General features: G+C 29.7%; 20 protein-coding genes and 1 pseudogene. All 21 read left to right on the forward strand.

The window, feature by feature from the left end; all coding sequences use genetic code 11:
- The first annotated feature begins 32 nt into the window (after positions 1-32).
- Positions 33-786: pseudogene (gene panC, locus LEQ07_RS04920) on the forward strand (pantoate--beta-alanine ligase).
- Positions 787-940: 154 nt separating this feature from the next.
- The gene (locus LEQ07_RS04925) at positions 941-2,053 is read left to right on the forward strand and encodes an FtsW/RodA/SpoVE family cell cycle protein (RefSeq protein WP_263329740.1); all 1,113 of its coding nucleotides are present in this window, start codon (positions 941-943) and stop codon (positions 2,051-2,053) included.
- Positions 2,054-2,081: 28 nt separating this feature from the next.
- On the forward strand, positions 2,082-2,621 hold the full coding sequence (locus tag LEQ07_RS04930; protein ID WP_332842930.1) for a response regulator transcription factor: 540 nt from the start codon (positions 2,082-2,084) through the stop codon (positions 2,619-2,621).
- Positions 2,597-2,770: a winged helix-turn-helix domain-containing protein gene (locus LEQ07_RS22400; protein WP_334307499.1), complete on the forward strand. Its 174-nt coding sequence runs from the start codon at positions 2,597-2,599 to the stop codon at positions 2,768-2,770. The genes LEQ07_RS04930 and LEQ07_RS22400 overlap by 25 nt, the downstream gene beginning before the upstream one ends.
- Complete coding sequence (locus LEQ07_RS04935; RefSeq protein WP_263329742.1) at positions 2,757-3,782, forward strand: histidine kinase dimerization/phospho-acceptor domain-containing protein; 1,026 nt, start codon at positions 2,757-2,759, stop codon at positions 3,780-3,782. Before LEQ07_RS22400 ends, LEQ07_RS04935 begins: the two co-directional genes overlap by 14 nt.
- An 85-nt stretch (positions 3,783-3,867) precedes the next feature.
- Positions 3,868-4,155: a sensor histidine kinase gene (locus LEQ07_RS22870; protein ID WP_263329779.1), complete on the forward strand. Its 288-nt coding sequence runs from the start codon at positions 3,868-3,870 to the stop codon at positions 4,153-4,155.
- A gap of 249 nt (positions 4,156-4,404) precedes the next feature.
- The gene (locus LEQ07_RS20805; protein WP_332842489.1) at positions 4,405-4,527 is read left to right on the forward strand and encodes a hypothetical protein; all 123 of its coding nucleotides are present in this window, start codon (positions 4,405-4,407) and stop codon (positions 4,525-4,527) included.
- A 47-nt stretch (positions 4,528-4,574) separates the two neighbouring features.
- Entirely contained in the window at positions 4,575-5,429 is an 855-nt protein-coding gene (locus tag LEQ07_RS04945; RefSeq protein WP_332842938.1) for an iron-containing alcohol dehydrogenase, read from the forward strand.
- Positions 5,430-5,616: 187 nt separating this feature from the next.
- Positions 5,617-5,967 (forward strand): ethanolamine utilization microcompartment protein EutS, encoded by a 351-nt coding sequence (gene eutS / locus LEQ07_RS04950; RefSeq protein WP_142730291.1) that lies wholly within the window; start codon positions 5,617-5,619, stop codon positions 5,965-5,967.
- A gap of 3 nt (positions 5,968-5,970) precedes the next feature.
- Positions 5,971-6,396 carry a EutP/PduV family microcompartment system protein gene (locus LEQ07_RS04955; RefSeq protein WP_046823920.1) on the forward strand — a complete coding sequence of 142 codons (426 nt, stop codon included), beginning with the start codon at positions 5,971-5,973 and terminating at the stop codon, positions 6,394-6,396.
- Between the two features lie 20 nt (positions 6,397-6,416).
- Positions 6,417-6,704 (forward strand): response regulator, encoded by a 288-nt coding sequence (locus LEQ07_RS04960; protein ID WP_263329743.1) that lies wholly within the window; start codon positions 6,417-6,419, stop codon positions 6,702-6,704.
- 17 nt (positions 6,705-6,721) lie between these two features.
- The gene (locus tag LEQ07_RS04965) at positions 6,722-6,991 is read left to right on the forward strand and encodes an ANTAR domain-containing response regulator (RefSeq protein ID WP_263329744.1); all 270 of its coding nucleotides are present in this window, start codon (positions 6,722-6,724) and stop codon (positions 6,989-6,991) included.
- Between the two features lie 4 nt (positions 6,992-6,995).
- On the forward strand, positions 6,996-7,838 hold the full coding sequence (locus LEQ07_RS04970) for a histidine kinase N-terminal domain-containing protein (RefSeq protein ID WP_263329746.1): 843 nt from the start codon (positions 6,996-6,998) through the stop codon (positions 7,836-7,838).
- A 5-nt stretch (positions 7,839-7,843) separates the two neighbouring features.
- Complete coding sequence (locus LEQ07_RS04975) at positions 7,844-8,371, forward strand: ATP-binding protein (protein ID WP_263329747.1); 528 nt, start codon at positions 7,844-7,846, stop codon at positions 8,369-8,371.
- 160 nt (positions 8,372-8,531) lie between these two features.
- Positions 8,532-9,965 (forward strand): ethanolamine ammonia-lyase reactivating factor EutA, encoded by a 1,434-nt coding sequence (gene eutA, locus LEQ07_RS04980; protein WP_263329748.1) that lies wholly within the window; start codon positions 8,532-8,534, stop codon positions 9,963-9,965.
- 17 nt (positions 9,966-9,982) lie between these two features.
- Complete coding sequence (locus tag LEQ07_RS04985) at positions 9,983-11,347, forward strand: ethanolamine ammonia-lyase subunit EutB (protein ID WP_021429282.1); 1,365 nt, start codon at positions 9,983-9,985, stop codon at positions 11,345-11,347.
- Positions 11,348-11,358: 11 nt separating this feature from the next.
- Positions 11,359-12,240: an ethanolamine ammonia-lyase subunit EutC gene (gene eutC / locus LEQ07_RS04990; RefSeq protein ID WP_046823923.1), complete on the forward strand. Its 882-nt coding sequence runs from the start codon at positions 11,359-11,361 to the stop codon at positions 12,238-12,240.
- Between the two features lie 22 nt (positions 12,241-12,262).
- The gene (gene eutL / locus LEQ07_RS04995; RefSeq protein WP_046823924.1) at positions 12,263-12,916 is read left to right on the forward strand and encodes an ethanolamine utilization microcompartment protein EutL; all 654 of its coding nucleotides are present in this window, start codon (positions 12,263-12,265) and stop codon (positions 12,914-12,916) included.
- A gap of 9 nt (positions 12,917-12,925) precedes the next feature.
- Complete coding sequence (locus LEQ07_RS20055; RefSeq protein ID WP_317852016.1) at positions 12,926-13,498, forward strand: BMC domain-containing protein; 573 nt, start codon at positions 12,926-12,928, stop codon at positions 13,496-13,498.
- Positions 13,499-13,500: 2 nt separating this feature from the next.
- Positions 13,501-14,970 (forward strand): acetaldehyde dehydrogenase (acetylating), encoded by a 1,470-nt coding sequence (locus LEQ07_RS05005; protein ID WP_046823926.1) that lies wholly within the window; start codon positions 13,501-13,503, stop codon positions 14,968-14,970.
- A gap of 60 nt (positions 14,971-15,030) precedes the next feature.
- The gene (gene eutM, locus LEQ07_RS05010) at positions 15,031-15,318 is read left to right on the forward strand and encodes an ethanolamine utilization microcompartment protein EutM (protein ID WP_021429341.1); all 288 of its coding nucleotides are present in this window, start codon (positions 15,031-15,033) and stop codon (positions 15,316-15,318) included.
- Positions 15,319-15,569 lie beyond the last annotated feature (251 nt).

A 15,569-nucleotide genomic window follows, 5' to 3' on the forward strand; every position in this document is an offset into this window, starting at 1 on the left:
ATGATGGATTAAGTGTAGCACTTGTACCCACTATGGGATACCTACATGAAGGACATGAAAGCTTAATAAAAAAGGCTAGTGAGGATAATGATAGAGTAATTGTAAGTATATTTGTAAATCCAATGCAATTTGGAATAAATGAAGATTTATCTACATATCCAAGGAATATAGATAGGGATAGTGATATATGTGAAAAAATGGAGCTAGTTTAATATTTAATCCAAGTGTTGAAGAAATGTATACAGACGAATTTAGCACTTTTGTAGACTTGAATAATTTAACTTCTGGATTATGCGGGAAAAGCAGACCAACTCATTTTAGAGGAGTTTGTACGGTTGTGAGTAAGCTATTTAATATAGTAAATCCAGATAAAGCATATTTTGGACAAAAAGATGCTCAACAACTTTCTATAATAAAGCAATGGTAATAGATTTAAATTTTGATATTGAAATTGTAAGTTGTGCTATAGTTAGAGAAGCTGATGGATTAGCTAAGAGTTCAAGAAATACATATTTAAGCAAAGAAGAAAGACAAGCTGCAACTATAATAAATAAATCATTAAAGAAAGCAAAATCTTTAATAAAAGGTGGAGAAAGAGATTCTAAAAAAATAATTAATTTTATAAAAAATGAAATTAGTAAAGAACCTTTAGCCAAAATTGATTATATAAGTACAGTTGATAATAAAAGTATAAAAAGTGTAAGAACTATTGAGGAGGGTTCGTTGATTGCAGTAGCTGTTTTTATTGGAAATACAAGATTAATAGATAATTTTATTTATGAATAAATAGAGTAAATATAAAAGGGATATTTTAAAATATCCCTTTTATATTTACTCTCAAATAATCTCCATAATTTCTCCATAATTAATTTTTATAATCCTTTTATAAATTTGTAGTTTATATAACTAGAAAATAGAAACGAGAAAGAGGATTAGGATTATGGAAAAATTAACACCTAAGCATATAAAAAATTTAAACTGGAAATTAATATTAAATGTTACACTTATATTTATATTTGGACTTGTAATGCTAACAACTGCAACTCATGCAAATATAACCGGTAACTATAGAGAAATAATGAAACAATTATTGGCATTTGGAATAGGGGTTGCTTTAATAATTTTCACTATAAAAATTGACTATATTAAAATAGGTAAATCTCATAAGCTTTTTTATATATTTACTATAATATTATTATTAAGTATATGGGTACCTGGATTAGGAGTAGTACAAGAAGGGTCTAGAAGATGGATAAAATTAGGGCCACTATATCTTCAAACATCAGAAATTGCCAAGCTTACTTTCATAGTAAGTTACGCTAAAATTGCAGAAGGATATAAAGGCAAACTAAATAATATAAAACAAATAATACCAGCAGTATTAAAAGCTATGCCAGTTCTACTTTTAATGTTGCTGCAGCCAGACTTAGGAGGAACTATAGTTTTTATATGTATAATGTTTGGAATGTTATTTGTATCAGGACTTAATGGTAAAATAATAAGAAATACTATTTTAATAGGCGTATTATTATTACCATTAATTTATACATGTTTAGCTCCGCATCAAAAAGTTAGAATAGAAGCTTTCTTAAATCCTAATGATTTAAGTTATAAAGGAAATTATCAAGTTGTCCAATCTATGATAGCTATAGGATCAGGTGGTGTAAAGGGGAAAGGGCTTTATGAAGGAACACAAAGTCAAAATGGTTTCTTACCAGTACCAGACAGTGACTTTATATTTGCTGTTATAGGAGAAGAATTGGGGCTAATAGGAATGGGAGCTTTAGTGATATTATATGGAGCATTTTTATTAACAATGCTAAAGGATGCAAAAGAGTCAAAGGATTTTTATGGAACTTTAATTATAATTGGAGTAACTAGTATGTTTGCATACCAAATTATTCAAAATATAGGTATGACTATGGCATTAATACCTGTTACAGGAATAACACTTCCATTTATTAGTTATGGAGCAAGTTCCTTGGTTGGTTCATTATCAGCACTAGGTTTAGTGCTTAATGTTGGAATGAGAAAAAGAAAAATTAATTTTTAAGTAAAGTTAATAAGAGATGGGGTAGGCGATGATAAATATACTACTTGTAGATGATGAAAAAAAGATTTGTGAGTTTGTAAAAGCTTATTTAGATAAAGAAGGATATAAAACTGATGTAGCATACAATGGAAATGATGCTATCAATTATCTTGACAACAATCAGTATGATATAGTTTTATTAGACAGGATGTTACCTGATATAAGTGGCGAAGAAATTTGTAATTATATACGAAATAATTGTAAATTGATGAATGTAGCTATAATTATGTTAAGTGCAAAAACAGAAGACGATGATAGAATTGAAGGTTTTGAATTAGGTTGTGATGATTATATATGCAAACCATTTAATGTGAAAGAATTAATTTTAAGAATAAAATCTGTATTAAAACGAAGTCATGAGTTAGAGAATAGTGAAAATATAAAATTTAAAAATCAAATTGAAATAAATACAAAAAACCATGAAGTAAAAGTTAGGGGAAAAAGTGTTATTTTAACTAACACAGAATACAAATTATTATTGGTGATGGCCTCGAATCCTAAAAAATATATACTAGAGAAGAACTTTTAGAAAATGTAGTAGAAGACCATTTAGAAAAATTTGATAGGGTTATAGATAGTCATATAAAAAATTTAAGGCAAAAGATAGAGATTGATTCTAGAGACTGCAAAATAATAAAAACTGTATATGGAGTAGGATATAAATTTGAAGAAGAATAAAAAATATATTTCTCTAAATAGTCAAATTTTAATAGCATTTTCAGTTATAGTTACTTTAATAACAATTATTATTTCTATATTCATAAACTCGTCATTCAAAAGTGTCTTCAGCAAATATGTTGATGAAAATAATAAGGATGAGGTAAACCACCTTGTATTTGATTTACAAAATGTATATGACAACGATATATGGGATGTAGAAAATATAAAACTTTTAGGTGAAGATGCAATAAGAAAAGGGATAGCTCTAGAGGTGTATGACAAAAATGGAAAATTGGTTTGGAGTGTTTTTGAAGATGAAAAACTATTATCAAATCAAAGGCTAAATACAATAAAAAAGAATATGAAAAGTATTAATCAAAATTGGAATGGTAAACTTAAAGAATATAAATTTGACATATATGATAATAAGCAGTTAGTAGGGTATGAAAGGATAATACATTATGATTCTATTTATTACATGGAAGATGATCTTGAATTTTTAAATATTATGAATAAATTTATGATATTTATAAGTATAGTAGCTGTAATAAGCGTTATAATAATATCTGTAATAATTTCAAAGTCTATTTCCAACCCTATAAAAAATGTATCTAAAATTGCTAAAGTTATAGGAAGTGGAAACTATAAAAATAGATTGAATTATAAAAGCAATATAAAAGAAGTTAATGAACTTACAAAGTCTATAGATATGTTAGCTGAGGAACTAAACAAGCAAGAACTTTTAAGAAAACAGTTAACAACTGATATAGCGCATGAACTTAGGACTCCTGTAACAAATATTCAAGGACATTTAGATGCTATTATTGATGGAATTTGGGATCCAACGCCAGAGAGACTTACAAGTATAAGAGAAGAAGTTCAAAGGTTAGGAAAGTTAATAGGTTCAATTAAAAATTTATCTACATTTGATAGTTCGGTAAATGAGTTGAATAAAACTAAAACTAACTTAAGTGATTTTATAAAAAATATAACATATACTTATGAATCAAAAGCTTTAGAAAAAATATAAAAATTGAATATGAATTAAATAAAGTTTTGCATATGTAGATAAAGAAAAATTTTCTCAAGTTATAGTCAATATTTTAGTTAATGCAATAAAATACACAAACTATGGAGGAAACATTTTAATTAAAGTAGAAAATTATGATGATAGCATAAATATATCTATAAAAGACAATGGAATTGGAATACCTGAAGATGAATTAAACTATATATTTGAAAGATTTTATAGGGTTGACAAGTCAAGGTCTAAAGACACAGGAGGTATAGGAGTTGGACTTGCTATATCAAAAGCTATAGTAGCTGAGCATGGAGGAAATATTTTAGTATATAGTGAATTAGGTAAAGGAAGCGAGTTTGTAATTAAGCTTCCAGTTATGTAAATAAAATATAACTTATTTATTGACAATGATAAATTTTATATAGTATATTTAAAATAGCACAAAGAGGTGCATTAGGAAGCAACGAAGCTCCATAGATTAATCTATGGAGCTTTTTTGTACTTAAAAAAGAAAAGGGGAAATACAAATGTACAACTTTGAAATAAAGACAAAAATAAGCTGCGGTATAGGAGCTTTAGAATCATTAAAAGATATAACAAATAAAAAATATTTATAATAACAGACCCATTTATGATTGAATCTAAAACAATAGACAAAATATTAATCAATCTAGAAGGAAATGATTGTAATATATTTAGTGAAATTGTGCCAGATCCTCCAATCGAAATAGTTGTAAAAGGTATGGAAAAATAAAAGATTACTCTCCGGACATAATTATTGCCTTAGGTGGAGGATCAGCAATTGATGCAGCTAAAGCAATAATGGATTTTTCAAAACAAATATTTAAGATAAATGAAATTGAGTTTATTGCAATACCTACAACTAGTGGTACTGGGTCAGAAGTAACATCTTTCTCTGTAATAACAGATGCACAAAAAGGTACAAAGTACCCGCTTGTTTCAGCTGATTTAATACCTAATAAAGCTATATTAGACCCAGAACTAGTAAAAACTGTTCCAAACTTTATAACAGCAGACACTGGTATGGATGTATTAACTCATGCTATAGAGGCTTATGTATCAACAGATAGTAATGATTTCTCTGATGCATTAGCAGAAAAGGCAATAAAACTTGTACACGAATATTTAATTGATGCATATAAAGATGGATCAAATTTAGAGGCTAGAGAAAAAATGCACAATGCATCATGTATGGCGGGATTAGCATTTAACCAAGCTTCATTAGGATTAAATCATGGAATAGCACATATAGTAGGTGCAAAGTTCCATATACCTCATGGAAGAACTAATTCAATATTACTTCCTTATGTTATAGAATATAATGCTAATATTTCAGGATACAATAATGCATCTTACTCAGACACTGCTAAAAAATATGCACAAATAGCTAAAATGTTAGGGCTAGAATCTTCTAATGTTAGATTAGGTGTGAAAAATTTAGTAAATGAAATTAAGAAAATGCAAAAAAATATGAATATGCCGATGAAGTTAACAGATTGTAAAGTGAATAAAGTTGATGTGGAAAATTTATTACCAGAAATTGCTCAACTTGCTTTAAAAGATGGATGCACTAAGACAAACCCTAGAATTCCGAATGATTCGGGAATAATCGACATATTAAAACAAATAATTTAATAAAAACTTAATAAAATGGTTTTTTAAATATTTTGAAATAAATATTGACAAGTGGAAAACGTATATCTATAATTAAATTATCACAAGGGCGTGATAATTGATTAAAAAGCAACGGAGCTTCTTAAAGATATATTGATAGTATATATTTTTAAGGAGCTTTATTTGATTTAAGAAAGAAGGTTTCAAAATGACAGAAGAAACTAAAAACAGAGTCATTCAGGAATACGTTCCTGGAAAACAAGTTACATTAGCACATGTAATAGCGAATCCAAATGAAGATATATACAAGAAATTAGGACTTATAATAGATAAAAAAGATGCAATAGGCATACTTACAATAACTCCAAGTGAAGCATCGATTATAGCTGCAGATGTAGCAACAAAAGCATCAGGTGTACAATTAGGATTTATAGATAGATTTAGTGGATCTGTAGTTGTCACAGGAGATATAAGTTCTGTTGAATCAGCTCTTAATGAAGTTGTAGAAGTGCTAGGAAATATGTTAAACTTTACATCAACAAAGATAACGAGGACTTAAATTATGAAAAATATAATATTTATGGGTAAAACAGGTAGTGGAAAGACAACACTATGCCAAAAGCTTGATGATTTAGAAATAAAGTATAATAAAACTCAATCAGTTGAATTATACAATCAATCAATAGATACACCTGGAGAATATATTGAAAATAGAAGTTTGTATAGCGCACTTATAACTACAGCTGTAGATGCAAAAACTATAGCATTAGTATACGACCCTACACAAAGTGAAGGATATATTGCACCAGGATTTGCTAGTATGTTTGCTAAAAATGTAATAGGTATAATTACAAAAATAGATATAGCAAACAAAGATGAAATTGAGCTAGCAAAAGAAAAGCTTAAAATGGCAGGTGTTAATGAAATATTTTTAGTAGATACTATCAAAGGCATAGGTATTGAAGAGTTATTTGAATATTTAAGTTAGCTAAAGTGAGGTGGCAACATATGAAAGGAAATATATTGGTAGTCGATGATGAACCAATAATCAGAATGGATATAAAAGACATTCTAACTGATAGAGGATATAATGTTGTTGGAGAAGCATGTGATGGATTTGAAGCTGTTGAAGCATGCAAAAAGTATAATCCAGATTTAGTTATAATGGATATAGATATGCCAATGTTAGATGGACTTAAAGCTGGTAAGATAATAACAAAAGATAACTTAGCAGGAGGAATACTTTTATCAACTTCTTTTGAAGGGGATGAGTATTTAAAAAAGCAAAAGAAATAGGTGCCTTTGGATACCTAGTGAAACCTATTAATGAGAAGATATTTATACCAACAATTGAAATGTGTATAGGTAAAGTAAGAGAATTTGAAAAGATGAAAAAAGACCTCGATAAGATAAGCAATAAGTTGACTGAAAGGAAGTTAGTAGAAAGAGCCAAAGGGATACTTATAAGAGAATTTGAAATTGATGAGGAAGAAGCATATACAAGAATAAGAAAACTTAGTATGGATAAAAGAACTTCTATGCTTGAAATTGCAAAAACTATTATTATAGGTTACGAGGAATAATCATATGATAAAAGCGTTATGTCAAGAGTATTCTAACTTAAATAGTGAAGAAATTGACAAAGTAATTGATATTTCAAAATCCTTAGATCTAATGGCTAACTTTTATGAAAGCGATGTCTTTATAGACATATTAACGAAAAACCAAGAAGAGGCTATTGTAGTGGCTCATGGAAAAGCTAAAAATAATTCTATTTACAAAAATAATGTAGTAGGAAAAAAAGCTTTGAGTATAAATGAACCAGGAGTTATAAATACGCTACTAACAGGAATTACCTCAAAAGATATAAAAGCTTTGACACAAGAGTATAAACTTGTGAGGCAAAGCATACAACCTATAGAACTAAATGATAAAACAATTGCAGTGTTGATTGTAGAAAAAGACATAAGCAAAGAGTTAAAAGACGAATTTGATACAAATAAAAAAGAATCAAAAGAATTAATAAACTTAATAAAGCAAAACAGTTTTATAACTGATAATTTAAATGCTGCTATACTTGTGTTTGATAAATACGGAAATCTAAAATTTAAGAATAAAAACACTACAAAGATATATGAAGCTATAGGCATGAAAAAAGATTTAGAAGATGTTAAATATGATGATATATCATTAGAAAGTGAAAAATTTATTGATATTATAAGTAGTCATAAAATAGAACAAGTACGAGAAGTAAATATAAATTATAGCTTCTTTGAAGTAAAAACAATAGTTAGAAAATCTGAAGAACTTAGAGTTATTCAAATAATACAAGATATAACTGAATTGAAAGAAAAAGAAGCTGAATTAGTTTTTAAATCAATTGCAGTTAAAGAAACTCATCATAGAGTAAAAATAATCTTCAAACAGTAATTTCCTTGCTTAGAAAACAGAGTAGACTAACAGATAACGAAGAAGTTAAGATGTGTCTAGACAATGTAACTAACAGGGTGTTTGCAATACTATCTAATCATCACTTGCTATCAAAGCAAATGGATAATAGTATAAGCATTTTACAAGCTATAAATTTATTAATTAGTAATATCCAAGGCGGATATTGTGATGATAAAAATATAAATATATATGTTACAGGTGAAGATTTTAAAATAAATGGAGAAAAATCCAGTGCATTGCTATTAGCTATAAATGAAGCTATTCAAAATTGCTATGATCATGCTTTTGAAGGTAAAGATAGTGGGAATATACAAGTACTAGTAAATGAAGAAGAAAATAAAAATATCATAGCTATCGTTGATGATGGAATTGGATTTGAAAATGATGATAAATTAAAAACTAATTTAGGGACATTTATAATCGATAGTTATATAAAACAGGTTCTAAAAGGGGATGTTGAAAAAATATCTACTGATAAAGGAACAAAAATAATTTTTAAAATTCCAAAATAATTTAATATATGTATTAATAACTATATCTACAAGGTGGTAGTATTAATTAAGCAAAGGGGCTTAAGGTTATTGATAAGTTAGGTAAATATATGCCTAAACTTATTATAACTTTAAGCCTCTTTGCTTGTTTAAAACACACTTTGTGTATGGAGGTGAATAAATGAAAGAAGAGTTATTAAGTGTTGGAATTGATATAGGAACAAGTACTACACAACTTATATTTTCAAAGTTAATAGTAGAAAACATGGCTTCAAGTTTTTCTGTTCCAAGAATTAGTATTGTAGATAAAGAAATTATTTACAAGAGTGAAGTTTATTTTACTCCACTTATTTCTAACACTGAAATTGACAGAGATAAAATTAAAGAATTAGTAGAACTAGAGTACAAAAAAGCTAATATTTGTAAATCAGATATACAAACTGGAGCAGTTATTATAACAGGTGAAACTGCTAGAAAAGAAAATGCAAATGATGTACTTCATTCATTAAGTGGTTTTGCAGGAGACTTTGTAGTTGCAACAGCTGGGCCTGACTTAGAAAGTATTATTTCTGGAAAAGGAGCAGGAGCACATATATATTCAAAAGAGCACTCAACGAGTGTTGTGAATCTAGACATAGGAGGAGGAACAACAAACTTAGCGCTTTTTAAAAGAGGCGAAGTTTGTGACACTGGATGTTTAGACATAGGTGGAAGGCTTATAAAAATTGATAAGTCAACAAAAGAAATTATATATATATCACCTAAAATCAAAGAGATTATAAAAAATAACAAATTAAATTTAGATTTAGGAACTATTGCTACAGTTGAAAATTTAAAGCCTGTTATAGATATAATGGTTAAACTGTTGCTTGAAAGTGTAGGCATAAGACCTAAAAGTGAACTATTTGATTATATAGTTACCAACAAAAATATTAAATTAGATGAAGATATAAAATGTATATCTTTCTCTGGTGGAGTTGCAGATTATGTTTATTATGATGGCGAAATTGATGACTACTTCAAATATGGAGACATAGGTATTTTACTTGGTCAAGCTATTAAAAACTGTGAAGAATTCAAAAACCTTAAAATTATAAGATCTATAGAAACTATAAGAGCAACTGTTGTAGGAGCAGGGTCTCATACAACTGAGGTTAGTGGAAGCACTATAACATACACTAGCGAAAGTTTTCCTCTTAAAAATTTACCAGTTTTAAAATTATCAAAGGAAGATGAAATAGGAGATAGTCAACACATAAGTAAAGCAATAAAAAATAAATTAAATTGGTTTAAATTAGAAAATGATCTTCAAAATATTGTAATTGCTATTGAAGGTAAATCAAATCCTAGTTTCTCAGACATACAAACATATGCAGATGGACTAGTAGATGGAATGCAAGAAATAATCGATAGAGATTTAGAATTTATAGTTATTGTTGAATGTGATATGGCTAAAGTTTTAGGTCAAAGTATGTATTCCAAATTGAACTTTAAAAAGAATTTAATATGCCTAGATAGCGTTAAAGTTGAAAATGGAGATTATATAGATATTGGAAAGCCAATAGCACAAGGTCAAGTATTACCAGTAGTAATAAAGACACTGGTTTTTAACTAATAAAAGGAGGAAAGTCAATGATTTTACAAACGAAACTATTTGGACATACGTATAAGTTTAATGGGTTATACGATGTAATGGCTAAGGCTAATGAAGAAAAATCAGGAGATAAGTTAGCAGGCGTTGCAGCTACTTCTTCAGAAGAAAGAGTTGCAGCTAAGGTTGTTTTATCTAATATAAAGTTAGAAGATATAAAAAATAACCCAGCGGTACCTTATGAAATAGATGAAGTTACAAGAATAATAATGGATGACTTAAATGAAAAAATATATGAGGAAATAAAAGATTGGACAGTATCAGACTTAAGGGAATGGTTACTAGATTCAAACACTACAGGTGATGATATAAGCAGAATTTCAAGAGGATTAACTTCTGAAATGATAGCTGCAGTTGCAAAATTAATGTCTAATATGGATTTAGTTTATGCTGCTAAAAAAATAATAGTAAAAGCACATTGTAACACAACAATAGGAGAACCAGGAACTTTATCGGCAAGACTTCAACCAAACCATCCAACAGATGATCCAGATGGAATATTAGCATCACTTTTAGAAGGATTAACTTATGGAATAGGAGATGCAGTACTTGGGTTAAACCCTGTTGATGATTCAGTTGAGAGTGTAACTAAAGTTTTAAAAAGATTTGAAGAAGTAAAACAAAAGTTTGATATACCTACTCAAATTTGTGTACTTGCACACGTTACTACTCAAATGGAAGCTGTTAGAAAAGGTGCTCCAACAGACCTTATATTCCAATCAATTGCAGGTTCTCAAAAGGGAAATGAAGCATTTGGATTTGATGCTGCAACAATTGAAGAAGCAAGACAATTAGTTTTAAAACAAGGAACTTGCACAGGACCAAATGTAATGTACTTTGAAACAGGACAAGGTTCAGAACTTTCATCAGAAGCTCACCATGGAATAGATCAGGTTACTATGGAAGCTAGATGTTATGGATTTGCAAAGAGATTTAATCCATTCTTAGTAAACACAGTTGTTGGTTTTATAGGGCCTGAATACTTATACGATGCAAAAGAAGTTATAAGAGCGGGACTTGAAGATCACTTTATGGGTAAATTAAGTGGATTACCAATGGGCGTTGATGCTTGTTACACAAACCATATGAAAGCAGATCAAAATGATATAGAAAATTTAGCTATTTTATTAACAGCAGCAGGATGTACATACTTTATGGGAATACCTCATGGAGATGACGTAATGCTTAACTATCAAACAACAGGATACCATGAAACAGCTGCTCTTAGAGAAATGTTTGGATTAACAGCAATTAAGAAGTTTGACAGCTGGTTAGAAAATATGGAATTTAGTAAAGATGGTAAGTTATTAGAAAAAGCAGGAGATGGATCTATATTATTAGGATAGGGGGCTAAGTTATGAACGAAAAAGATTTAAAAACATTAGTAGAGCAACTAGTTGGCCAAATGGTTGGACAAATTGATGCAAACTCAATAAACGAGGTAACAAAGCAAGTTACTACACAAATAGATGGAAATGATGAATTTATAGAAGATATAACAACAGTAGATATAAAGAAACAATTATTAGTTGAAAATCCAAAGGATAAAGATGCTTACTTAGATATGAAAGCAAAAACTCCTGCAAGATTAGGAACTGGAAGATGTGGAGCAAGATATAAAACAGCTACTGCACTAAGATTTAGAGCAGACCATGCTGCGGCACAAGACTCTGTTTTCTCATATGTTTCTGATGAATTTATAAAAGAAAATAACTTATTCGAAGTTGAAACACTTTGTGAAAGTAAAGATGAATATATCACAAGACCAGATCTTGGAAGAAGATTTTCAAAAGAAACTATGGATAAAATAAAATCTAAGTTTGGAACTAATCAAAAAGTATTATTAATGGCAGGAGATGGATTAAGTTCAGCAGCAATAGAAGCTAACTTAAAAGATATAGTACCAGCTATAAAGCAAGGTTTAAAAATGTATGGAATAGATTCTAGTGAAATATTATTTGTTAAACATTGTAGAGTTGGAGCTATGGATCATCTAGGAGAAGAATTAGGAAGCGAAGTTATATGTATGTTAGTAGGAGAAAGACCAGGTCTTGTAACTGCAGAATCTATGTCAGCATACATTGCATACAAACCATATATAGGAATGGCAGAAGCTAAGAGAACTGTTATATCAAATATCCACAAAGGTGGAACTACAGCAGTTGAGGCTGGTGCACACATAGCAGAATTAATAAAAACTATGTTAGAGAAAAAAGTTTCAGGAATAGATCTTAAGTAATCTATATAGGAGGAGTTAAACTATGAAAAATGATGCAATACGCCCTAATGTCCTAGGAGTAAAGATAATTTCAAATGTAAGTTTGGAAATGGCTAAAAAATTAAATTTAGAACAACATCATAAAAGTTTAGGATTAATAACAGCTGATTGTGATGATGTAACATATACTGCTCTTGATGAAGCAACAAAAGCTGCTGAAGTAGATGTAGTTTATGCAAAATCAATGTATGCAGGAGCGGCAAACGCTTCAACAAAATTAGCTGGAGAAGTAATCGGGATTATAGCAGGACCAAGTCCAGCAGAAGTAAGAAGTGGATTAAATGCAGTTTTAGATTTTATGGAATATGGAGCAACTTTTATAAGTGCTAATGATGATGATTCAATAGCATATTATGCTCACTGTGTTTCAAGAACAGGAACTTACCTTTCAAAGGTAGCAAACATAAGAGAAGGAGAGGCGTTAGCTTATCTAGTAGCACCTCCGCTTGAAGCAATGTATGCTTTAGATGCAGCACTTAAAGCAGCAGACGTTTCTTTATGTGAGTTATTTGAACCACCTACAGAAACAAACTTTGCAGGAGCACTTCTTACAGGTTCGCAGTCAGCTTGTAAGGCAGCGTGTGATGCTTTTGCACAAGCTGTTATAGCTGTAGCAGACAACCCAACAGGATTTTAAGGTTAGATAATGAATGCTTTAGGATTAGTTGAAACAATTGGTTATGTTGCTGCGATAGAAGCTCTAGATGTTTGTTTAAAATCTGCAAGCGTAGAAGTTGTTGGAATACAAAAGGTAGGACAAGGCATAGTTACAATTGAAGTAAGTGGAGATGTTGGAGCCGTAAAGTCAGCAGTAGAAGCTGCTAAATATGCTGCTGAGAAAGTAGGCGTATTAAGAGCTACACATGTTATACCAAGATTACATGCAGATGTACATGATGCTTTATTTAAAAAAGAATATATTAAAAGTGTAGAAGAAGAAACTGTACATGAAATAGAAGAAAAAGAAGTAGAAAAAGAAGTTGAAATAAAAGAAGTAGAAGATATTCAAGAAGAGATAGAAATAGATAGTGTAGAGGTAGAAAAACACAATGAGAAGAAAGATGAGTTAGAAAAACCTAATTTATCAAATCTTAGTGTAAAAGAACTTAAAAACTTAGCTAAGTCATTGGGATCAAAGAAGACATATAAAGAATTAAATGCTTTAAAGAAAGAAGAATTAATTTCTTTAGTAGATAAGTTTTATAGAGAGGATGAGTAAAAATGACACTTTTAGATAAAGATTTAGTATCAATACAAGAAGTTAGAACTCTTGTGAAAAATGCTAAAGCTGCACAGCAAAAACTAGAATCTATGAATCAAGAACAAATAGATAAAATAGTAAAAGCTATTGCAGATGCAGGATTTGAAAATGCTGAAAAGCTAGCTAAAATGGCTAATGAAGAAACTGGATTTGGAAAATATGAAGACAAAATAATTAAAAATGTATTTGCATCTAAGATGGTTTATGAAACTTTAAAAGATACAAAAACAGTTGGGATAATAGGTGAAGATAGAGAAAACAAAACAATAGATATAGCAACACCGGTTGGAGTAGTAGCTGGACTTATACCATCAACTAACCCAACGTCTACTGTAATATATAAAGCTATGATTGCTTTAAAAGGTGGAAATGCTATAGTATTTTCTCCACATCCAAATGCTAAAAAGTGTATCCTTGAAACTGTAGAAATAATAAGAAATGCAGCAGTTAATGCAGGATGCCCAAAAGATGCAATAGGATGTATAACAATACCTAGTTTACAAGGTACAAGTGAATTAATGAAGCATAAATTAACTTCATTAATACTTGCAACAGGTGGAGAAGCAATGGTTAAAGCTGCATACTCATCAGGAACACCAGCTATAGGAGTTGGACCTGGAAATGGACCAGCCTTTATAGATAAAAGTGCAGATATAAAGGTAGCTATTAAAAGAATAATAGATTCTAAAACATTTGACAATGGAACTATATGTGCATCAGAACAATCTATAGTAATAGAAGAATCTATTGAAAATGAAGTTGTAAGTGAACTTAAAAATCAAGGAGCTTACTTATTAAATGAAGAGGAAAGCCAAAAACTTTCAAAATTCATAATGAGAGCTAATGGAACTATGAATCCTCAAATAGTTGGGAAAAGTGTTGAAACTATTTGTAAATTAGCAAATTTAAACAATGTACCAAGTACAGCTAAAGTTTTAGTGGCAAGAGAAACAAAAGTAGGACCGGATGTAGCTTACTCTAGAGAAAAGCTTACACCAATACTTGCATTCTATGTAGAAAAAAATATAGATTCTGTAATAACTAGATGTAGAGAAATACTATTAAATGAAGGTGCTGGGCATACATTCTCAATGCATGCTAACAATGAAGAACTAGTAAAAATATTTGCTCTTCATATGCCAGTATCTAGAGTTTTAGTAAACACTCCATCTACTCTTGGAGGAATAGGAGCTTCAACAAACTTAACTCCAGCTCTAACATTAGGATGTGGAGCTATAGGTGGAAGTTCAACATCAAACAATATAGGCCCACTTGATTTAATAAACATTAAAAAAGTAGCTTATGGAGTTAAAGAAATGGAAGAAATAAGAGGAGATAGACCTCAAAATACAAATGCAAACATATCTTTAGGTGATAACGAAGATTTAATAAATATTTTAGTGAAAAGAATAATTGAAGAATTAAGATAATTAAAAAGTATACTAAATAAAAAATTAAAATAAACTATAAAAATTTTGGAGGATAAGATTATGGCAAACGCAAATGCATTAGGAATGATAGAAACTAAAGGATTAGTAGGAGCAATAGAAGCAGCAGATGCAATGGTTAAAGCAGCAAACGTTCAATTAGTTGGAAAAGAACAAGTTGGTGGAGGATTAGTTACAGTAATGGTAAGAGGAGATGTTGGAGCTGTTAAAGCTGCAACAGATGCAGGAGCAGCTGCAGCTGAAAGAGTAGGAGAATTAGTATCAGTACACGTTATACCAAGACCACACTTTGAAGTAGACGCTATATTACCAAAAGTTAGCGAAAAGTAATAAAAATTTAAGTAAATAGGGGTTGTTTCAATTGAGACACCCCCTTTTTACACATCCGATAGGAGTTGTGAGGATATGGGTGTTTTAACAGAAAGTGAAGTAAGAAAAAAATAGGACATACAGATGTAAAAGAGTTTTATATAGAAAAGGGACAAATTATAACTCCTTCAGCAAAATCGTATTTAACTGATAAAAATATAGCTTTAAAATACGTAAACTCATTAGATGAAATAGAAAAAATAAAACTAGTG

The sequence above is a fragment of the Paraclostridium sp. AKS73 genome (genome assembly GCF_025671395.1).
Taxonomy (GTDB): domain Bacteria; phylum Bacillota; class Clostridia; order Peptostreptococcales; family Peptostreptococcaceae; genus Paraclostridium; species Paraclostridium benzoelyticum.